The 21,443-nt window shown below is 43.8% G+C and carries 20 protein-coding genes and 1 riboswitch; of the genes, 14 read left to right on the top strand and 6 right to left on the bottom strand.

Translation table 11 applies throughout. The annotated features are described in order from the left end of the window. Positions 1-49: 49 nt before the first annotated feature. The 10 genes from ACSQ2E_RS20830 to ACSQ2E_RS20785 all read left to right on the top strand — a co-directional run bounded on the left by ACSQ2E_RS20830 (position 50) and on the right by ACSQ2E_RS20785 (position 11,349). Entirely contained in the window at positions 50-592 is a 543-nt protein-coding gene (locus ACSQ2E_RS20830) for a histidine phosphatase family protein (protein WP_435993794.1), read from the top strand. A gap of 4 nt (positions 593-596) precedes the next feature. After that, positions 597-962: a thioredoxin family protein gene (locus tag ACSQ2E_RS20825; RefSeq protein WP_435993792.1), complete on the top strand. Its 366-nt coding sequence runs from the start codon at positions 597-599 to the stop codon at positions 960-962. A gap of 269 nt (positions 963-1,231) precedes the next feature. Further along, positions 1,232-1,531, top strand: coding sequence for a hypothetical protein (locus tag ACSQ2E_RS20820; protein ID WP_435993790.1), 300 nt, complete (start codon positions 1,232-1,234; stop codon positions 1,529-1,531). A gap of 69 nt (positions 1,532-1,600) precedes the next feature. Beyond that, a riboswitch (TPP riboswitch) is annotated at positions 1,601-1,699 on the top strand. A 72-nt stretch (positions 1,700-1,771) separates the two neighbouring features. Further along, positions 1,772-2,368: an energy-coupled thiamine transporter ThiT gene (thiT, locus tag ACSQ2E_RS20815; RefSeq protein ID WP_435993788.1), complete on the top strand. Its 597-nt coding sequence runs from the start codon at positions 1,772-1,774 to the stop codon at positions 2,366-2,368. Positions 2,369-3,038: 670 nt separating this feature from the next. Then, complete coding sequence (gene ltrA, locus ACSQ2E_RS20810) at positions 3,039-4,475, top strand: group II intron reverse transcriptase/maturase (protein WP_435989184.1); 1,437 nt, start codon at positions 3,039-3,041, stop codon at positions 4,473-4,475. A 209-nt stretch (positions 4,476-4,684) separates the two neighbouring features. Next, positions 4,685-5,446: a threonine/serine exporter family protein gene (locus ACSQ2E_RS20805; RefSeq protein WP_435993786.1), complete on the top strand. Its 762-nt coding sequence runs from the start codon at positions 4,685-4,687 to the stop codon at positions 5,444-5,446. A gap of 23 nt (positions 5,447-5,469) precedes the next feature. Beyond that, positions 5,470-5,925: a threonine/serine exporter family protein gene (locus ACSQ2E_RS20800; RefSeq protein ID WP_061809986.1), complete on the top strand. Its 456-nt coding sequence runs from the start codon at positions 5,470-5,472 to the stop codon at positions 5,923-5,925. A gap of 196 nt (positions 5,926-6,121) precedes the next feature. Beyond that, positions 6,122-7,690, top strand: coding sequence for a mechanosensitive ion channel (locus tag ACSQ2E_RS20795; RefSeq protein ID WP_435993784.1), 1,569 nt, complete (start codon positions 6,122-6,124; stop codon positions 7,688-7,690). Between the two features lie 196 nt (positions 7,691-7,886). Beyond that, on the top strand, positions 7,887-9,575 hold the full coding sequence (locus tag ACSQ2E_RS20790) for an ABC transporter ATP-binding protein (RefSeq protein ID WP_435994673.1): 1,689 nt from the start codon (positions 7,887-7,889) through the stop codon (positions 9,573-9,575). Continuing rightward, positions 9,568-11,349 carry an ABC transporter ATP-binding protein gene (locus tag ACSQ2E_RS20785; RefSeq protein ID WP_435993782.1) on the top strand — a complete coding sequence of 594 codons (1,782 nt, stop codon included), beginning with the start codon at positions 9,568-9,570 and terminating at the stop codon, positions 11,347-11,349. Before ACSQ2E_RS20790 ends, ACSQ2E_RS20785 begins: the two co-directional genes overlap by 8 nt. 553 nt (positions 11,350-11,902) lie before the next feature. Here ACSQ2E_RS20785 and ACSQ2E_RS20780 read toward each other — a convergent pair. Further along, positions 11,903-12,325 (bottom strand): pyridoxamine 5'-phosphate oxidase family protein, encoded by a 423-nt coding sequence (locus ACSQ2E_RS20780; protein WP_435993780.1) that lies wholly within the window; start codon positions 12,323-12,325, stop codon positions 11,903-11,905. A 121-nt stretch (positions 12,326-12,446) separates the two neighbouring features. Here ACSQ2E_RS20780 and ACSQ2E_RS20775 point away from each other — a divergent pair, with 121 nt between their 5' ends. Beyond that, a complete protein-coding gene (locus ACSQ2E_RS20775) occupies positions 12,447-13,100 on the top strand; it encodes a uracil-DNA glycosylase (protein ID WP_435993778.1) in 654 nt (217 codons plus the stop codon). Between the two features lie 27 nt (positions 13,101-13,127). On the opposite strand, the gene ACSQ2E_RS20770 is transcribed toward ACSQ2E_RS20775, so the two are convergent. Next, positions 13,128-13,376 (bottom strand): small, acid-soluble spore protein, alpha/beta type, encoded by a 249-nt coding sequence (locus ACSQ2E_RS20770; protein ID WP_435993776.1) that lies wholly within the window; start codon positions 13,374-13,376, stop codon positions 13,128-13,130. A gap of 180 nt (positions 13,377-13,556) precedes the next feature. Between ACSQ2E_RS20770 and ACSQ2E_RS20765 the strand changes: the two genes are divergently transcribed. Then, positions 13,557-15,014 carry an alanine/glycine:cation symporter family protein gene (locus tag ACSQ2E_RS20765; protein WP_435993774.1) on the top strand — a complete coding sequence of 486 codons (1,458 nt, stop codon included), beginning with the start codon at positions 13,557-13,559 and terminating at the stop codon, positions 15,012-15,014. 213 nt (positions 15,015-15,227) lie between these two features. Further along, complete coding sequence (locus tag ACSQ2E_RS20760; RefSeq protein WP_435993772.1) at positions 15,228-16,388, top strand: acyl-CoA dehydrogenase family protein; 1,161 nt, start codon at positions 15,228-15,230, stop codon at positions 16,386-16,388. Between the two features lie 313 nt (positions 16,389-16,701). On the opposite strand, the gene ACSQ2E_RS20755 is transcribed toward ACSQ2E_RS20760, so the two are convergent. The 3 genes from ACSQ2E_RS20755 to ACSQ2E_RS20745 form a co-directional block, all read right to left on the bottom strand. Further along, the gene (locus ACSQ2E_RS20755; RefSeq protein ID WP_435993770.1) at positions 16,702-17,775 is read right to left on the bottom strand and encodes an aromatic acid exporter family protein; all 1,074 of its coding nucleotides are present in this window, start codon (positions 17,773-17,775) and stop codon (positions 16,702-16,704) included. A 116-nt stretch (positions 17,776-17,891) separates the two neighbouring features. Beyond that, positions 17,892-18,218, bottom strand: a complete 327-nt coding sequence (locus tag ACSQ2E_RS20750; RefSeq protein ID WP_224521535.1) for a cyclic-phosphate processing receiver domain-containing protein — start codon at positions 18,216-18,218, stop codon at positions 17,892-17,894. Between the two features lie 149 nt (positions 18,219-18,367). Then, positions 18,368-19,303 (bottom strand): glycerophosphodiester phosphodiesterase, encoded by a 936-nt coding sequence (locus tag ACSQ2E_RS20745; protein ID WP_435993768.1) that lies wholly within the window; start codon positions 19,301-19,303, stop codon positions 18,368-18,370. Positions 19,304-19,527: 224 nt separating this feature from the next. Between ACSQ2E_RS20745 and ACSQ2E_RS20740 the strand changes: the two genes are divergently transcribed. Continuing rightward, complete coding sequence (locus ACSQ2E_RS20740) at positions 19,528-20,577, top strand: ATP synthase beta subunit C-terminal domain-containing protein (RefSeq protein ID WP_435993766.1); 1,050 nt, start codon at positions 19,528-19,530, stop codon at positions 20,575-20,577. Positions 20,578-20,751: 174 nt separating this feature from the next. Here ACSQ2E_RS20740 and ACSQ2E_RS20735 read toward each other — a convergent pair whose 3' ends face one another. Further along, entirely contained in the window at positions 20,752-21,351 is a 600-nt protein-coding gene (locus ACSQ2E_RS20735; protein ID WP_435993764.1) for a YczE/YyaS/YitT family protein, read from the bottom strand. Positions 21,352-21,443: the final 92 nt, after the last annotated feature.

Here is a 21,443-nt window from a genome sequence, read left to right as displayed (position 1 = left end):
GCCTTTTCCCTTCCATAAACTAGTATAATGGAAGGGGGAGGGGATCTGTATGAAGATTGGTCTTATAAGGCATTTTAAAGTAACCAGGGGTTATCCTGCTTCGTATGTAACGAGTGATGAGCTGATGAAGTGGGTGGAAGAATATGATATCTCAGGCGTAGAAAGCAATACAGTTGATCTAAAAGATATTGAATGGAAAAGCTGCTATTCCAGTGACTTATCAAGGGCTCAAATAACGGCTGAAACGGTTTATGAAGGAGAAATTACCTTTCTAAAGGAACTGAGGGAAATCAAATTATCTCCCATATTCCGGTCTGACAGGAAGCTGCCACTGTTCCTTCATTTAGCATTCATAAGGCTCGCCTGGTGGTTCAATCATCGGTCCCAGCCTGAAAGCAAGCGGGAAATCGAAGAGAGGATCCGTGCTGTGGTCGATAGGGTCGTCCAGGAAGGGAAAGATGTGCTCATCGTAGGTCATGGGGGAATCATGATATTTATGAAAAAAGAATTACGAAAGCGGGGATTTACTGGACCGTCGTTCAGGAGACCCTCCAACGGGAAGTTGTATGTATATCAAGACCGGACAGGGTGATCACTTGCCCAATCGGTACAATAATTCAGAAGGGAAACCGAAAATGGAAGAAGTTCATTCACTGAAAGCCATCCATGAAAAGCTGGAAGCTGAGAAACTGCTACTGCTATACATATCAAGGCCCGATTGTTCTGTTTGTCACGCACTCCTGCCACAGGTGGAAGAGATGTTGAAGGATTTCAAATCTGTGAGATCCATCCATGCCGATGCAGAAGAAATCCCGGAAATAGCAGGAGAGTTTTCCATCTTCACCGTGCCCGTCATCATCGTATTTGTAGACGGCAAAGAAATGGTCAGAAAAGCACGCTTCGTTCCAATCGACGAACTTCACAGCCAGATTTCACGCCTGACAGAGATGTTAGACGACTAAACAAACGTTTGATTAGTAAGTGAAAACGTTGATTGGTCTGGCTTGGATAGGTTAAACAGTTGTTTAGGATGTAAAATATGAGAGCTCAAACATAAATGATAGGTTGGATTATAATTTCATATTTAATCTTAAAACTTAAAAGAGCTGCTAAAAATGGGTATTTTGACATACCTCATTAGAGTAGCTCTTTTGTCATGGTTCAGTGAATAGGTATATAATAGAGAGTATAAGAGTATAGTAGTTATGAGAAATAAAAGGGGGCTTGATGAATGATCAGATTGTCCAGGACAAAGAAAGTCATGTTACTCTGTTTCGCAATCATCCTCATAATAGTAGCCAACCGGATTTCCACTGTACAACATCTGACGGCAAGAATCGCCACCAACCTGTATGTGAGCCTGAAATATCAGGAACTTGACCTTGAATACCAAAACGTCGAATTCTCACCCCAGTTCGGAGATTATTCTGTAGCGTATAAGGACAAAGATGGTAAGGTATATGGATTTATGGTCACCCCTAAGTCAATGCCCGTCATCATCCTTCATGATCCTCTTAGTGAGACACCTTAAGAAAAAGTTCCTTATCATGCTTTTCAAATATCATTCTTCATGTATAATAAACCATAACAACTTTATAAACGGTACCACAAGGGGAGCGAAAGCTGAGAGTGAACAATCTGTTCTGACCCTCTGAACCTGTTAGTTAGGACTAGCGTAGGGATGTGGAAGATATGCATCATAGTGCTTATTTCGATTATTTCATTCTCCCTCCTTATGGTTTCGTTTTATTACATAAGGAGGATTTTTGTTATGAAAAACACTCGACTTGTCGTATTGCTTGAAGCTTCGTTGATGGCGGCTTTTGCAGTCATTCTCGATATGCTGCCTTCTATTAAGCTATCACCGAGTATCTCGATTTCAATTGCTATGGTTCCAATCTTTCTATTATCCTATCGAAGAGGATGGAGAGCAGGATTGATAGGAGGCTTTTTATGGGGGATCCTTCAGATTGCCCTCGGGGATGCGTGGATTGCGACCCCGGTTCAAATGGTGATTGAGTACTTCATCGCCTTTGCTTTTATCGGCTTTGCCGGGCTTTTTGCGGGGAGGATACAGGACGCACTGGGAAGCAGCCGACGATCCAAAGCGATCTTATGGGTAGTGATCGCAACATTTGCAGGAAGCCTTGCCCGTTATTTCTGGCATTTTATCGCCGGGTTCGTGTTCTTTGCCGAGTATGCACCGGACGATATGTCCCCGTTGCTATTCTCTTTCGTCATGAACGGAATCACCATGTTGGGTTCGGCATTTTTATGCTCCATAGTGTTGGTGTTCATAGCAAATATGGCACCAAGATTGATCAAAGTGCAGTCGCATCAACAGGAAATCAGCCGAAAGGCATCGTAAAATCTTATCGACCGATCCTTTAATAGGGTCGGTTTTTTCGTGCGACGGGCAGTCGCACCTTGAGTGTTCCACACTCAAGATGAATTGTTAAGGGTTGGAGTACGATACGTAGTATAAACGGCTCCCGAATCCCGGAAGATTCATCGTCTCGAAGGTGAAAGTCCTTCCGTTAGAGTGCTGATACAACTAACGAAGACTAATCTAGGGCATAATTGTGAGATTGTGTTCGGAGGAGATGCGGATAATCGAGAGACCCGTAGTCGGATGTGCAGACCCAAATGCAAAAAGTGTGAAGCACGGCGGCTGGGTAAGTTGGCGACCATGCGAAAATAATGGGAAGTCTTAAAGGTGTTCATTCAAAGAATCAGCCGAATGAGCTCAACTTATCAAGTGATGGTGCTGGGTATGTACAGAAGGAAAGTGCGATGACCCCGTGAGATCTCTATCTTACCGTCAGGGCATTGTCCTATAAGGAATTCCGAAATGGATAATGTGGATAGAGAAGTCAGACGTTCTCATAGTACGGAAGTAGCCAGATGACAAAACATCTGGTGAACGGAAGGGGAACGACCTTGTGACTCTACACAAGTAAAGGTGTGTAATGACAACAGACCACGATACTTCGGTATAAACGAACTGAATGTACACAATGAAAGGTGTGGAATACGTAGTGAATCAAGAATTAAAGCTTAAATGGCATAGTGTATACGGACAACTACTGTTTGACCGTAAATTGAAAAGTGCGTGGGAGAAAGTAAAAGCCAACAAAGGTTCAGGTGGAATCGACGAAGTAACTCTTGAAAAGTATGAGGAGAACCTGGATGAAAATCTAGATAATCTACTCGGCAAACTGAGAGCGAAAGAATATGAGCCTACTCCTGTCAGACGCTCCTATATACGCAAGAAGAATGGAAAACAGAGACCTCTCGGTATTCCTACGGTCGAAGATCGGATTGTTCAACAATCTCTGCGAAACGTATTAGAACCAAAATTCGATGACCATATCTTTCATAATTGGTCATGTGGGTATCGTCAAAATCGCGGAGCCAAACGAGTTGTACAAATTATAATGTGGAATATTGAACAAGGATACAATCACATTTATGATTGCGATATCAAAGGCTTCTTTGACAATATCCCGCACAAGAAACTGATGAAGGTCCTAAACAAATATGTAGCGGACGGTACAGTCCTAGACATGATTTGGAAATGGCTAAAAGCTGGATACATGGAAGAAGGGACCTACCATCGCTCAGATTCAGGTACTCCTCAAGGTGGAGTGATTTCTCCACTTTTAGCGAATATCTATCTGAACGAACTGGATTGGACACTTGATTTACACGGCATTCGATTTGTACGGTATGCCGATGACTTCCTCCTTTTCGCCAAATCCAAAGAGGACATTAAGAAAGCCGAACAAATCACAAAAGAGAAACTCGATGAACTAGGTCTGGAAATTTCTATCGAGAAGACTAAAATTGTCGATTTCAATCATGATGATTTCGACTTTATTGGTTTTACGTTCCAACACTGGAGAAAACGTAAGAAGGATGGTAAACCTTACTATTTAGCCAAACCAAAAGATGAGACCTGGAAAGACTTTCGAATGAAAATTAAGAGAGCCACCAGGAAAACACTCACCTTAAGCAGAGAAGCGTGGTACCAACGCGTAAACTCCATCATTCAAGGAAAGGTAAACTTCTATCTAACCTTGTGGAAAGCGATTGAAGAATTCAAAGAGAAGGGATATCGACTGAACTGTTGTTTCAACATATTCAGAGATGAACTACTGGCAATAGATTCTTACACTCGCCGAAGGCTGAGAGTCGCTATGCTTCACAAACATCCTTCACAACGAAAAGGATGGGTGATGAGTACGAAATGGAACATTGAATTCTTTGCGTGTACAGGTCTTAAATCTGCTTTTCAAATATATTACGGAAAACAGTATGGAGATGGTATTGAATACTACCTCCAATACATGAAAGATAAGCAAAAGAAGAAATACAAAAGAAGTCTGGAGAGAGCAAAAGAAAAGGGAGAGGAATACTTTTCTTCACAACGACTTTCTAAAATACACTGTGCGAATAAGTTTGCATCATCTTGAACTAAGCGGAATCACATTGGTAAGCCGTATGCCTTAATAGGGCACGTACGGTTTGATGAGGGGGTGGCCTTGAGAAAGGTCACCCTACTCTATTATCAAGGAGCGGGGAAGAATGAAATCCACTAAAATCATCCCGTTCCTCATTGCTTACACCACTGCTTTCCTATAAACTAGACCTATTCAAAAAATAGTACGTGTGGAGAGATCGTATGGAAGCAAAAATGATAAGAAGATATGACATTATGGAGGTCAGCCTGCTGGCGGGGAAGATCATGCTTCAAAGTGGGGCGGAGACGTATCGCGTCGAGGACACGATGATGCGTATCGCCGCTTCTTATGGGATATCGGAATCGCATAGCTATGTGACCCCCACTGGGATCATCTTCTCGATTGAAACCTCAGAACCGACCAAAACGAAGCTGATCCGAATTAATGAGAGGTCTACGGATCTTGAGAAAGTGACCCTCGTGAACAGTATCTCAAGGCAGATCAGTAAAGGGCATCTGACCCTTGAAGAAGCATACAACGCCCTGGAGAAGCTGGATCAGTCCGATTTATCTTATTCCTTCCTGATTCAAGTGGCCGCGGCTTCGATTGCAAGTGGTTGCTTTCTCATCATGTTCCAGGGGATGTGGAAGGACTTCATTCCTGCTTTGATCACGGGAGGTGTCGGGTTTACAAGCCTGATTTTTTTACATCGCCTCGTTCCGATAAAGTTCTTTGCGGAGTTTCTTGCTTCCTTCATCATCGGCATGGTGTCATACGGTTTTGTAAAGCTTGGCATCGGGCAGGAATTGGATAAGATTATCATCGGATCTGTGATGCCCCTTGTTCCCGGTCTCCTGATCACCAATGCGGTCCGGGACTTGATGGCGGGTCACCTGGTTTCTGGTCTCTCAAAGGGCGCGGAAGCTTTTTTAACGGCATTTGCCATTGGCACGGGCATTGCTGTCGTGTTTACATTGACGTAAAGTGAGATTGGGGTGAAAAGGGAATGCACATCATCGAGCAATTAGTGACCAGCTTCATTTCCGCCGCTGCATTCGGGATTATCTTCAATGCTCCAAAGCAGTCCCTTTTCAAATGCGGCATTGTCGGAATGCTTGGGTGGATCATTTACATACTTATGAGTTTAAATGAAACCGACACCGTTCTTGCCACGTTACTTGCCTCCTTTGTCGTGGCTGTGGTCAGTCAGGTGTTTGCGAAAATGTACAAAACCCCGGTCATCATCTTCTCTGTTGCCGGGATCATCCCCCTCGTACCCGGGGGACTGGCGTACGATGCCATGAGAAACTTCGTCCAAAACGATTACAATGCAGCCATCAACCTGGCAGCCAAAGCCTTCATGATCTCCGGTTCCATTGCCATCGGGCTCATATTTTCGGAAGTCATCAACCAGGTCATCCGAAATGCGCGCCTGAACGCAAGTGCCCGGCGGATGAGATAGAGGGACGGACCTTACTTCTGTGAGGTCTGTTTTTTTTGCCTGACCCCCTCCCCGATTCCACCGTTCTCATCCCCATTGCTAAGGCTGTTTTCTGCATCATTTAGACTATCTTTTTTTGTCTGGTTTTGAAAAAAAATCTTTGGGTAGATAAGTATTAGCATTATACATTTTCCATATATGGAAGGGAGAACATCGAATGAACAATGAGATAACACGGGAATGGTACGGGTATTTAGGAAAGCTTCCAGATCTGTTATTAGCTTTATTGGTGCTATTGATCGGCTGGATCATAGCAAAGGCTATTGAAAAAGCCGTTTACGGAATCTTAAAAAGAATAAAGATCGATGATAATCTATATTTTGGCAGCAGGACCGGGGAACGGAAATGGACATCGGAGAAAGTCATTAGTAAAATCGTGTACTTCATTCTGTTGGTGTTTGTGTTTATCGCCTTCTTCAATATCCTTGACTTGAACTTCATCGCTTCACCTTTAGTCGGTATGTTGAGTACGATGGCGGCAGCGATTCCCAATGTCTTAAAAGCGGCACTTATTCTATTGTTTGCATGGATTGTTGCCTCTGTCCTGAAGGTATTGATTGAGAAACTGGGCATGAGACCAGCCGTTAAAAGCACGCTGGTGAGATCTAAACTGGCGAAAGATGAAAATGATGCACATCGATATGTCTACACGGCCGCGAGAATTGTCTTCTATCTCGTGCTTCTCGTATTCTTACCGGGAGTGTTGGCTGCTCTTAATATTGCAGGGGTTTCGGGACCTTTCACGGAAATGCTCCAAAGCTTCCTTGCGTTTATACCTAAGCTGTTTGCAGCGGCTATCATTCTCCTTGTTGGCTGGTTTGTTGCCAAGATCGTCCGGGATATCGTGACGAATTTCCTGAAAGCGATTGGCACAGAGAGAGTCGCTGACCGATTCGGCATCGGGAAACTTTTTCAAGGAACAACGGTTTCATCGGTCATTGGGACGATTGTATTCGTTCTCATCATGATTCCAGTCACCATTTCTGCACTGGATCAGCTGGATATCAGAGGTATTTCAGAACCGGCGATTCACATGCTCAATCAGGTCCTTGTGATGCTTCCGAATATTGCGGTTGCGATTGTACTCATTCTAGCAGGAATCTGGGTTGGTAGATGGGTTGGTGCATTGGTTGCACGTTTATTGAACAGGGTAGGATTCAATTCCCTGTTACGAAATATGGGGATTGGGCGTGTTAGCGTCAATAAGAACCCATATGAAGCCAAGGGCTCATCCTATATGAATCTATCAGGACTTGTAGGCAGAGTCGTTCAGGTTATCGTTGTTTTCCTATTTGTAGTAGAAGCCCTTGAAATGGTGCGTTTGGAATTCCTGGTCGCACTGGCAACAGGTGTATTAGCTTATGTGCCACATGTATTGGCAGCCATTGTCATTCTTGGGGCAGGATTGTACCTGGGTAACTTAGTTAAGAGCATCCTATCCAATGTATTGGGTGATAACTTCCAAGTACTGTCGAGCATCACGAAATACGCAATCATTGCCTTAAGCTTCTTTATGGCCCTGGATCAATTAAAAGTGGCTGATTCCATCGTTAATATTGCGTTCATGTTGACTCTTGGTGCACTGGCACTGGCTTTCGGTTTAGCCTTTGGTCTGGGTGGAAGGGACTTTGCGCAAAAGTATCTTTCTAAACTGGATCGGAAAATTGAAGAAGAAAAGAACAGACCAACTAATGGAGGTACGGATACTCCACCTTTCAATCAATAATAGTAACACTCCGCATGATCCCTCTCTATAGGGTCATGCGTTTTTTTATGTGAATCCCCTTTGGACAGCATGACACTTCCAACTACCACCCTGCATAAAAAAACGATATGATGATACATATAAATAATGGCAGATACTTGTTTAGAGGGGTGTTCGTTTGAAGGTCATACGTTTCTTAAAGCCTTACCGGGCTGCCATGGCAGTTGCCTGGAGTTTAATGCTGGTAGAGCTTGCTGTAGAACTATTGAATCCGCTGTTTATGGCGCGGATCATCGATGAAGGTATTCTGAACAAAGACTTGGACATCGTATTGAAATGGGGATTCATCATGGTTGGGATGTCCCTTGTTGCCTTCTTTTCAGGCGTGACGAATTCATTTTTTGCTGCACATACGAGTCAGGGATTTGGGTATGATGTGCGGGAAAGCCTGTATAGGAAAGTTCAATCGTTTTCGTTTGCCAGTTTTAATAAGCTTCCGGCATCTTCTCTCATCACGAGGATGACGAATGATGTCAGGCAGCTCCAGAACACGATCTTCATGAGCCTCAGGATCATGCTCAGGGCTCCATTACTTGTAGTGGGTTCCACCATCATGGCCCTGATCGTCGATGCCCGGCTTGCGGTTATTCTAATCGTTGTGATTCCCGTGTTATGGCTGTTCCTGTTTTGGGTGTTGAAACGCGGGTGGAGTCTGTTTGAAAGAGTTCAATCCAGGCTGGATAAAGTAAATGAGGTCATGAAGGAAAACCTTTCCGGAATGAGGTTGATCAAAGCGTATACGAGGAGTAAGCATGAAGAAAGCCGATTTCATGAAGCGAATGAAGATTTGAAGGATCGAACGGTACGTGCCCTCAGGTTCATGGAGATCATTATGCCTCTCTTGATGCTGGTCATGAACCTTGCTCTTCTTTCCGTTCTATGGTTCGGAAGTATAGATGTTGCCGCAGGCGGTGCCAAGGTTGGGGAAGTAGTAGCGATTGTCACGTATGTCACGAGAATCTCATCTGTTTTTTCCATATTCTCTTTCATCATCACCAGTTTTTCTAGAGCAAGGGCTTCTGCTGAAAGGGTTGAAGAAGTACTTGAAACCGAGATCGACTTGAAGGATGGAGCGGAGGTAGACTTTCGCAACAAAGTGGTAAGAGGAGAAATATCGTTTAAAGATGTATCGTTTCAATATCCATCCACCAGGGGAAAGGTGCTTCGGGATGTTTCCTTTAAGGTAGGAGCGGGACAAACCGTTTCCATATTAGGGGCTACGGGGTCAGGTAAAAGCTCCCTGTTTCAGCTCATCCCCCGTCTGTATGATGCAACAGAGGGGACCGTTCAATTGGACGGGCGGGAAATCCGGACCATTCCACTGGATCAAATAAGAAAAAATATCGGATATGTCCCTCAGGAAGTCATCCTGTTTTCCGGATCGGTTTCAGAAAATCTCTTATGGGGAAAGGAAGATGCCACAAAAGAAGAAATGATTCAAGCGGCAAAAGATGCCCAAATCCATGAAACCATCCTGAGTCTTTCCAATGGATATGATACGGTCCTCGGGCAAAAAGGGATCAATCTTTCAGGAGGTCAGAAACAAAGGCTTTCCATTGCCAGGGCACTCATTCGAAAACCGAGGATTCTCCTGTTGGACGACAGTACGAGTGCATTGGATTTAAAAACGGAGTCGAAGCTCCTTCGAGCATTGAAGAAATATGAGTGTACAACCATGATCATCACTCAAAAGGTCAGTACAGCGATGGAATCCGATCGTATTCTGCTGTTGGAAGATGGGGTGTTGATCGGAGAAGGGACCCATCAGTCCCTGGTAGAAGAGTCCGTTCTCTATCAACAAATTTACCAGTCTCAATTCGGAGAGGGGGAAATCCATCATGTCTAGGCATATGCGAAAGAAATTGGGTGAGAACGATAAGGTGAAAGATGCAAAAGGGACACTAGGGCGCCTGTGGAACTACCTTTCCAAAATGAAGGTCATTTTGTATCTTGTCATATTAATGGTGTTCCTTAGTTCAGCAGCGGCACTTCTCGGACCATTTCTTGTGGGGAAGGCGATTGATGACTTTATCGTCACGAAGGAGACATCGGGTCTGGTGGGACTGATCGCAGGCTTGATTGCGGTGTATATCCTGCATTCTATGTCCGTATGGTTTCAAAATTATTGGATGATCGGTGTCGCTCAGGATACGGTATACAGGTTGCGGAAGGATCTCTTCCATCAATTGCATCAACTCTCCATCCCTTTTTTTGATAAACGGAAGCATGGTGAACTGATGAGCAGGGTGACCAATGATATTGATAATGTGAGTGCCACCTTGAATAGTTCGTTCATTCAAATCATATCCAGTGTCCTTACATTAGTCGGGACCGTCTCGATCATGCTTTGGCTCAGTCCGCTCCTGACTCTCATCACACTGACTATTGTCCCCATCATGGTCTTTGGCATGAAGTGGATCACGAAACGGACAGGCCGCCTATTTAAACAATATCAGCACAATATCGGTGAATTGAACGGCTATATCGAAGAAACGATTTCTGGTCACAGCATCATCAAAACGTTTTCCAGGGAAGAAACGGCCATCAAAGAATTCGGTGAAAAGAATCAGCGGCTAAAGACAGCGGCGTATTGGGCGGATACGTATTCCGGTTTCATTCCGAAACTTATGAACGTGCTGAACAACCTCAGTTTTGCCGTTATTGCCGGAGTAGGAGGGATCTTTGCCCTGAATGGCATGATCACGATTGGTGTCATTGTCATATTCGCTGAATATGCAAGGCAGTTCACGCGGCCACTGAATGAGCTTGCGAATCAGTATAATACGCTCCTCTCAGCGATTGCAGGTGCTGAGCGTGTATTTCAAATTTTAGATGAAGAGGAAGAAGCGAAGGACGAAGGAGATGCCGTAGAAATCGAATCCGTTGAAGGAAAGGTCGACTTTCAACATGTTTCGTTCTCCTATGAAAAAGGAGAACCGACATTAAAGGATGTATCTTTTTCCGTTCACCCCGGTGAAACCGTTGCCCTGGTTGGACCGACAGGGGCGGGTAAGACAACGATCACCAATCTCCTATCCCGGTTTTATGAGCTGAATGAAGGAAGGATAGAGATCGACGGCCAAAATATACAAACCATTAAACGAAAAAGCTTACGTCAGCAGATGGGCTTCGTTCTCCAGGATAGCTTCCTGTTCCAGGGGACGATTGCTGACAATATCCGTTACGGCCGGCTAAGTGCAAGCGATAATGAGGTAATGGATGCCGCTAAGCTCGCCAATGCCCATACCTTCATCGAAAAGATGCCCGAGGGCTACGATACGATGTTGCGGGCGGATGGAAGCGGGATCAGTCAGGGTCAAAAACAGCTATTGTCCATTGCGAGGGCCATCCTGTCCAATCCGTCCATCCTGATCCTCGATGAGGCAACGAGCAGTATCGACACGATAACGGAGCTGAAGATCCAGGATGCGCTGAAACGGTTGATGAAGGGCAGGACGAGCGTAGTGGTCGCTCACCGTCTTAACACGATCCGTCAGGCTGATCAAATCCTGGTCCTTGATGGAGGAAAGATCATTGAACAGGGCACTCATGATGAGCTTCTTAAGGTGAAAGGCTTTTATCATGGACTGTATCATAGCCAGTTGAAGGAAAGTGGTTAAGGGGAAAACATGATTTTTCGGTTTTGATAATAAATCCTGGGAATTGAAAATAAAACGAATGGAATTGAAAATAATATCCGGAATTTGAAAATAAAAGCAGTGTTTTTGAAAATAAAACCGTCATTTGCTGGGGAAGACAGTGAAGATTCACAGAGAACATAAAAAACACCTCAAAAGTCAGCACTTTTGAGGTGTTTTTTTCTTAGTAAAGGGGCTAATCATCCCGTTAGCAATCCCTTTAGTACTGCCTTTAATCGGATAAAGACAATTCTGTAACTTGCAACATCACAAGTAATATATTTATATCTTGAACGTTGTTTGCAGATAATAAACAGCCGCGGGCAATTCCTTGAGTCGTTTGATATACCTAAACGACGTAAGCCCTACCTCTCTTACATCCTAACGGCTCCGAAGCCGATCCAGTGTGAATAAGTTGTTAAATCAAAACAGAATAGAATTACGAATTATCTTCTCTATCGTTTCAATGTATGCTACAAGATTACAATAACTAAATATATCATCTATCTTGTAACATGTCAAGGAATCATTTTAATTATAATTCAAGCGACTGGGGTGAATCCTCTTCGTCATTCATTAGTCTGATGGCAGTCGGCTGGATTTTCAGGACGATGTAATTTGGATCGTCCGGGCCTTCAAACCATCTCTTCATATGGTCATTCCATAGTTTTTCTTTGTAGTGGGCGGAATCTTCAACGGAAGCACGTCCTTCGATTTCAACGAAGGTGTCACCGTATCCTTCCCCTTCATAGCCAAGGAGGATGTGGACATTGGGATTTTCTTCGATTTCATCGGTTTTATGCGTGTCACTGTTCGTTGGCGTATATAAAGTCAGTTCGTCATGTGAGAACGTCATATAGCGGGAATGAGGCTTGTTTTTCTTCACAGTCGCAAGCGTCCCCACTTTACTTTCATCAAGAACCTTTAAGATTTGTTGTTTCAGTTCAGTTTGTGACAATCAATCCATCTCCTTTAATCTTTCGTATACCCATACTATTCCTTTTCTGAGAGGGAAATAAACATGTGGATGTGTAGACTCCATCCACATCGGGAATAACGAAAATAATAAGAAGTGAAGGATGATGCGCGTGATACCGGAAACACTGGTGAATCTGTGTAAAGAGCGGATGGAGCCTTATAACTGTGAAGGCTTTGTCTATGGAAGGGGACCGATGAACCCTACCATCATGATTGTAGGGGAGGCACCCGGGGAAACCGAAATTCATAATGGGATGCCTTTCAGCGGGAGAGCGGGTAAGGTGCTGGATCAGTTCTTTCATTACCTCGGTTTAGGAAGAGAAGATATTTACTTTACCTCTACTGTCAGAAGCAGGCCTTACAAAATCGTACAAAAGAAAACCTTGGACAATGAAATAATTGAAAAGAAATACAACAGGGCGCCGATTCTTAAGGAACAGCTGGCCCATGCACCGATTTTGGATTATGAGCTTGAACATGTGAAGCCGAAGCAGCTTGTCACATTGGGTAATATAGGCTTGCAAAGATTGCTGGGTAAAAAGTATACGATTTCGGACGTACACGGCCAGCTGATCCAGTCGAAGGTAAGGCGGTTGAAAGATCTTGATTCAAACGAATGGACCTGGAGCGATGAAACGTACTCCATCTTTCCGACCTTTCATCCAGCTTCGATTTTCTATAATCGTTCGTTGGAAAAAGACATCTATAAGGATCTTGATCATTTGAAAGAAATACTCTATAAGAAGAAAAGCTGACATTTGGCGTGTCAGCTTTTTAAATGATTATTTTTTCGACATATTCTCCTGAGCCATTCTGACAAGCTCCTTCACCATATTACCACCGATCGATCCTCCGACCTTCCCCGCTTGTTCTGACGTTAATTTACCATTATATCCCCTTTGTAGAGGGATTCCCTGTTCCTTTGCGATTTCATATTTGGCTTCTTTTGGATCCCGGGTACCCGCCACCCTCGCTTTCAGCTGGTCCATTGCGGCTCGCGATTCAGGAACGAGAAGTTTTCTTTTCGACATTTTATCACCTCTTTTATAGAATGCCCCAAATTTTTTTTGCGAGTATGAAGTCTTGGCATATAAGGGTTTTTCTACGTTTGGAAAATTTTCGTCATAAAAAAAGATTGTCTATATTGTGTCAAATAAAATATAATTCTTAATAGTTAGAAAATTTTTATAAAAATAAAAGGGGGAAATGCCGTGGAAGAATTCGTTGGCAAGCTCGTAGGGATCCTTTGGTCCCCGGTCATGATTTATTTTTGTTTGGGTGTAGGCTTACTATTTTCTATTTTAACGAAGTTTTTGCAGGTCCGGTTGATTAAAGATATGATGGTTCAAATATTTAAGGGTGGAAGCTCAAGTGCAGGGGTGTCTTCATTCCAGGCTTTGGCTCTTTCATTATCCGGACGTGTAGGAACGGGGAACATCGCCGGTACGGCTACTGCCATCGCCTTCGGTGGTCCGGGAGCTGTCTTTTGGATGTGGGCGATTGCATTCATCGGTGCAAGCAGTGCCTTTATTGAGTCGACATTAGCTCAAATTTATAAAGTGAAGCAGGACGGGGAATACCGCGGGGGCCCGGCCTATTATATTGAAAAGGGTATTGGCTGGAAGTGGTATGCCGTACTATTCTCTTTTGCGACATTACTTGCTATGAGTATCCTAATGCCGGGGATCCAGTCAAACTCCATCGCATTAGGAATGGAAAATGCATTTGGTCTTAACACGATGGTCACAGGTATCGGTCTTGTCGTGTTAATCGGGGTCATCATTTTTGGCGGAGTCAAACGGATTGCGGGTGTGGCTTCTTATGTAGTACCGTTCATGGCCATTGCGTATATTCTTCTTTCCCTTATCATCGTCGGAATGAATATTGCTGAGATACCGGCTGTTTTTGCCCTTATTTTCAAAAGTGCATTCGGTGCAGACTCAGTATTCGGTGGAATCATCGGTATGGCTGTATCGTGGGGAGTCAAACGTGGAATCTATTCCAACGAAGCAGGCCAAGGAACAGGACCTCATGCTGCTGCGGCGGCAGAGGTTTCACACCCGGCCAAACAAGGATTGGTTCAAGCGTTCTCGGTGTATATCGATACCCTTCTTGTTTGTACGGCAACGGCATTCATGATCCTGTTTACAGGTTCCTTCAATACGGAAGGTCCGGACGGGACGATGCTTGCGAACAATCTGGATGGTATTGAAGCAGGACCTGGTTATACACAGGCTGCCATTGAATCAGTGCTTCCGGGATTCGGGGCATCATTCGTCGCGATCGCTTTATTCTTCTTTGCCTTTACGACGATCATGGCATACTATTACATGGCTGAGACAAATGTGGCTTACTTATTGAGAGGAAAGAATACAAAGGCGGCCATGGTGATCCTGAAGGTAGTCCTTCTTGGAGCCACTTTCTATGGAGCGGTAAGAGAAGCGGCTCTTGCGTGGGCGTTGGGTGATATCGGACTTGGACTTATGGTATGGCTGAACCTGATCGCGATTCTCATCCTTGCCAAACCGGCACTTAAAGCGTTGAAGGATTACGAGGAACAGAAGAAGCAGGGGCTTGATCCGGTCTTCAACTCGAAAAAACTCGGTATCAAAAATGCAGAGTTCTGGGAGCAGGAATATAAAGTCGAAGATAAAGAAAATGCTTCTTAACCTATAAACAATAAGAAACCTGTTGCCTAAGTGGCAGCAGGTTTTTTTACTGAAGCGGGGCTCTGATTTTAGAATAAAGCCTTTCCCCGATATATTTTTGGGAAGATGTAACCCGATCAGATTAGTAAGCTTTATCTTTGAGTCGGGCAGCGAAATTGATTATGATAAACGGAGAAGAGAAACGTCATTTTATCATTTGGAGGTGCTGTTTCATTGGATTTATATCAATCGTTTATTCAGAATGAACGCCAAAGGAAATTGGTTGATTTAGCCGGGGAGCTTGCTGATGCTTTTTCTGAAAGAGGGGAGACGTACGACCGGGAGGATGTGTTCCCTTATGAAAATTTCAACGACCTCAAAAAAAGTGGATATGGGACACTATCCCTGCCGAAAGAATATGGGGGAGAAGAAATCAATTTGTATGAGCTTGTTTTGATCCAGGAGAGACTGGCTACAGGGGATGCCGCCACGGCATTATCCATTGGCTGGCATTTGGGTGGATTGATGGAGCTTACAGAAACCCGTGCCTGGGAGGAAGAGATTTTCAAAGATCTGTGTGAGGAGATTGTGTCAAATAAAGCTCTCGTGAACCGTGCGGCCACAGAACCGGCAACGGGCAGCCCGACGCGTGGGGGACTGCCTCAGACCAAGGCGATTAAAAACGGGAAGGGCTGGAGAGTAACAGGCAGAAAATCCTTTACATCAATGGCGAGAGTATTGGACTATTCCTTAGTATCGGCTGTGATCGGTGATACCGAAGAGAAAGGCTTCTTCCTTGTGGATCATGAATTGGAAGGCGTGGGCATTGAAGAGACGTGGGATACAATTTCCATGAAGGGAACGGGGAGTGATGACCTTGTTCTGAATGACGTCCAGTTACCGTCTTCTTCCCTCGTGGAGCGGGACAGCGACCAAGGGAAGAGTGATCTTCCTAAAGCATGGCTTCTTCATATCCCTGCCTGTTATATAGGGGTAGCGGTGGCAGCGCGTAATTATGCCATCCAGTTTGCCAAAGACTACTCCCCGAACAGTCTGCCCGGACCGATCAAGGATGTTCCGGAAGTCCAACGGAAAATAGGTGAAATTGAATTAGAGTTGTTTAAAGCCAGGCAAATTCTATATTCCGTGGCAGATAAGTGGGTAAGGGAGCCTTCCAAACGGTCCGGGATGACTGCAGAACTTTCTTCTGTCAAGCATATTGTGACAAACAGCGCCTTTCATATCGTGGACACTGCCATGAGGATCGTGGGGGCAAGAAGCCTATTTCGGACCAATCCCATGCAGCGTTTTTATCGTGATGTGAGAGCAGGGCTTCATAACCCTCCAATGGACGATATGGTCATTGCAATGCTAGCGAATAATGCCCTGAAATAAGCGTGAAAGACAAGAGTCTGAGACAAAAGTATTCAGCCAAAAGAAAATCCGAACGATCATTCGAAATTCTTAATTGAAAATCGAAGTCGTTCGGATTTTCCATTTGGATGTTTACGTACATATTGTTACTTTTGGATGTAGTAAGTAGTGGTTGATTTCCGCTCCAGGTGCTCGCTTTCCGCCCGAGGAAAGCGAGTCTTGCACGGAAATCAAAAGCGGTGTAACAAGTGATCCTAACTATTTTTTGATTGTTCGTCTTTAGAGAAAACGGATTTAGTTATGACCCAGCCTCTTTCTGCTCCTGGTGCATCCATCATTCCGGGTACAGTGCTTTTTTCAATACGTTGCGATGTTGTGTTTCCAGGATGTGAATTTCACTCAGCTCCTCAACAAGATCATGAATGGATAACAGTTCATAAAGCATGATGGTTTCGCAGGAAAAGTGATGCTTCATGGATTGGAACGGCTTCATATGAAGCCCCTCCTGATCCTCCCAGAATTCCTCCAATAAATTCTTCATAAGGGTGAAATGCTGATCGGGAATACCAAATGAAGGGTGGTGCATGATGTCTTTTAAACTTAATGTGGCATCCATGATCCGCTCTTTTTCTTCGTCACTGAAAGAATAGTGAACGGGTAGATAGATGATGTTACCGATATGAAAAAGGATCTGTCTCAGGATGTTCAGCTTCTTATACTCATAATTGAAACAGCGCATTTCCTGACGGTTGGAGCGGTGGAGCTTCCATTCTTCTTTTTGGTATTCGCATAGAGTATCCGTTGATTCAATTTCTCTTAAAATATCATTGAATATCATTTTCGTCTCTCTGTGCAGAGAATGATTCTGAAGGACTTCAGAGCCTCTTCTTTCCAACAGATTCCCTGTTTTGAAATAGAGATTATGAATGTTTGTGGAAATCGTGTTGCTATACTTAGGTGGAAGGATCCACAGATTGACTAAAGTCGATACAATCAATCCGATTGTAGTCGTACCGAGACGGATGAAAAACGTCGCAACGTAGTGATCATGGATTGTGGGGATCATGGCGATTCCAGTTAATGTAGCGACCAGGATACCAGCACCCAGATTGAGCTTATGGCAGGTGATGATCGTCAGGAGTGCGACCAGGGCATAGGTAATGGCATGGTCCCCTAATGTATGAGTGATGATCACGGCAAATAATGCACCGATAGCCGATGCGGGAAAGCGGACGTACGCTTTTTTGATTGAATTGGCAGCCGTCGGTTCAATGGTGACGATGGCGGTTATGACGGCAAAGGTCGCCGGCCAGTTTAACAGTTCACATACGAGAGCAGTAAGGAAAACGGCAAGTCCCGTTTTAGCAATCCTTCCCCCGACAAATTGAAATTTTTTCAGAAAACCCATAATATGCCCCTCTTTAATAAAATCACTATGCCCTATTATAAAGTAAGAAAAAACCAAATTAAATAAATTGACAAAAAAAGAACTGTTCAGGGAACAGTTCTTTTATATATGATAACTCATCTTAGAGGCAATGGCCGTAATAGGATTTGGATGGACTGAGGCATCTTCCGGTCGTTCTGTGCCTCTTTTAAATACTTGAACATTCTTTTGCCCGCACCAGAGTTTGCGGAATGAATCGTGATTCTTTCTGCAAATAACTGTTTTTCCACCATATAGTGGACGAGCATTAAACCATTACGTGTCTTACTCTCTAAGTCGTGATCCAGTGAAAGATGAGCGATAGAATAATTAAGAAGCAGGTCAATACATTCATCGATGTCTTTCGCGAGAATGTACCCTTGGGGACAGTGTCGATAATCGTCTAAAAACACATTTACTGTCATATTTATTCTTCTTTCGTCATTTGACTTAATTTAAGCCTAACAGAGATTGACAAATACTTATATAGTTCAATAGTATGAATATTACCATTATATTTGTAATTTTTTGTGAGGAATCTTTATGTCATACACTTTTCGTAGAGAAGAAAGTATTATTTCCTCCCCAGTATGTTCAATAATAAATCGGGTCGATCTGTAATGATGCCGTCTGCACCGAGTTTGATGAGTCTTTCCATGGTTTCCCGGTCGTTGACGGTCCAGTAATGTACCTGGAGGCCGATGCGGTGTGCACCTGAGATCAGAATCGGTTGTGTCAGGTCCAGGTTTCCTTCTTGAAGGGGAAGTTGAAAGGCATCGACCTCCGATTGATAAAGATTTCGCATGAACAGTTTGTGGAGGATGACGAATTTTTTTGCTTCTTGTTTCCCTCCTTGTGTGGCAACCCTTCCTTTGGAAGATGATTCAACTAAATTAATGATGTTTTGATCGAATGAGGCGATGAGGACTTTATCCTCCATATCGTATTCTTCAATCAGCTTCAATAACTTTTGTACAATTTCCTCTATACGCTCTTCAGGGTTGTCGTCTTTTACTTCAATATTGATCCTCATATCGGGAAACCGCTGAAATACTTCCTCTAGGGTCGGGACATATATATGTTTTCCCCTGAAGGAGTACTGTCCCTTCAGGTCTTGAAAATAGTACGCCGCGTCAAGCCGTTGGAGTTCTTTCAATGTGTAATCTTTTACATATCCACGTCCGTCCGTTGTCGCATCGACTGTGGGATCATGAATCGTTACCAAGTGCCCGTCTTTGGTAATATGTATATCCGTTTCGATGACATCGGATCCAAGATCCACGGCATTTTGGAACGCTTCAATGGTATTCCCTGGTGCAAGATGTTTTCCCCCCTGATGTGCGATGACAAGGAGACGCTCATTTTCCTTTTGGAAGAAAGGGGGTGGTGTGGCCTTTTCAACAGGCAGCCAGTACACGATGATTGTAAACAGGACAAAGAAAGCGATCATCATCTCGATGACAATGAAGCGCTGTTTTTTGGACGTTTCGGGTAGCTTCGTATTTTTCATCTGCGTTCATCCTTTTAAATAAAAGATCTTATTTTTCATTATAAGTACGACCTTGTTTATTTAGGACAATAATATAAGAGAAATTCAGATTAATATAAAAGAGGAATAAGAAGGTATGATTGATTTTTACTTTTTGAAGTAAAAAAATTACGTTTAAAAATAAAAAAGTATTGCTTTTGAAAGTAAATTAGATTACCTTATAAAGTAAGGAGGGGATATTTACCATGGAAGATCATTTAAGGCTGAATGTTTCATTGCTGCGTAAGCGTGTGCCGAATCTCACAACAGCGGCCAAAACGGTGGGCTTAAGGCCGGCCACTGTGTCAAATTTATGTACAGGTAAAATATCGGTGGCCCGTGCCGAGGTGAAAACGATCGTGACCCTTGCAAACCTGGCGAATTGTACGCTGGATGAATTGATTATTCAAGGAGGGAAATTAAGTATGATTGAAACTGGAATTAAACCACTTGATTTATTTGCACCCATTGTTCAGGGGGGGACTAACGGATTCGTTGCGAGATCTCAGATCGGCCAATTTGTCGTTTTGGCTGAAATGACACAAGTATTGAAAGAGAAAGGTTACCATGCCATATTATTAACACCGGATCAGACCTACCCCGGTTTAAGTGATCTTGAAGGATTCGTGGATGCGAAATGCCACACGCTCGAAGATGCCTTTGCGGAGGTTTCATTGGTGGATGATAAGGAAAGCATTCTCCTGTATGTTGATCGTTCGTTTATCGTCTCAGGGAAGCTGTATGAATTAAGAGAGAGGTTCGAAGCAGAGGGCTATCCTGACATCACGACCATTTTATTTGATCCAAGTGGAGAAGCAGTCGATGAAGACGACCCGTTTGGTCCACTTGATACCTTGTGTTATTTCGACATTGATCTGGCTACCCGTGGTATGTACCCGGCCATTCATCCCGTTCAGTCGACGTCCGTCCTGTTGGAAGATGAAGCGTTGGATGCAAGTCATGCCACGACCCACAAGAAGGCAAAGAAAGTATTAAGGCGATATAAAGAAATTCGCGTCCTGATGAATACGATCGGTAAAGATAAAATTCCCGATGCAGACCTTGAACTATTCCAAATTGGGGAGAGACTCGAAGCATACTTGAGCCAGCCTTTCTATGTAGCAGAGGAATTCACTAACGTCAAAGGCCAAAGCGTACCGGTCCAACAAACGATCGGGGACATACAGAAGATACTCCAAGGGCACTACAACCACCTCGAACCCAAACACCTCACCTATAAAGGACGATTGAATTAACCAACAGTAGAGGGACGGACCCCGGGCAGGAATGCCGGGGTCCGTCCCTCTGATTTTTTCGTTATTTAATATTTATTGAGAAAGGATTTATTCGAATCCTGCAAATGCCTATATGAATAATCAAAACGCTTAGGGGAAGGTCTAAGTGTTTTTTTGTTGAACTTAAAAAATCCCTTAACTCCATTTCCCGTACATACGTTCCATGATAGGATAGAAGATATGAATGATAAATCCTAACGTGCAGGCGACAATGACCGTTCCGATGCCGACTGCCCCGTGGAAGACCATGGCGAGGGTGATGGCAATCGCTTCATTTAACAAGCGGGAATTGCGCAAATTCAACCCAAAACGTTGATGGATCGCCACCATGAACGTATCCATGGGGCTTGAAGGGAGCTTGGCTTGAAGATAGATGGAGATTCCAATCCCGAGGAGCAGGATACCGATCAAGACAAAAGTTAATTGCTGACCAAATCCCACAGGTTCAACTGTATTAAGGCCCGACGTGATCCAGTAATCAACCATCATCCCGATCACAAAGATGGAGAGGGCGGCTAACCATTGGACACCTTCTTTTAATAAAAATGCGTTTATGAGGATGAGAATGCATCCATTCATGAATATGCATGTGCCGATAGAAAGGTGAAGCAGGGTCGATTCCCCGACGGCGAGTGCATCCCAGGGAGCCGCTCCCAAATCCCCTTTGATAATAAGTGACACCCCTAATGATAGAGACAGTAATCCAATGCAATAAAAGATGAATCTTGCCTTCATTCTCCCGAATCCTCCGTTCCAAACAGCTTGTCTAATATATATGTACATCTGAAAAAAGATAGAATCATCATTTTCCTTTGATAACTGGAGGT

The organism is Rossellomorea sp. LjRoot5 (assembly GCF_964253455.1).
GTDB lineage: Bacteria > Bacillota > Bacilli > Bacillales > Bacillaceae_B > Rossellomorea.
Note: the sequence above shows the minus strand (reverse complement) of the source record. Positions and strands in the feature narration are given on the sequence as shown.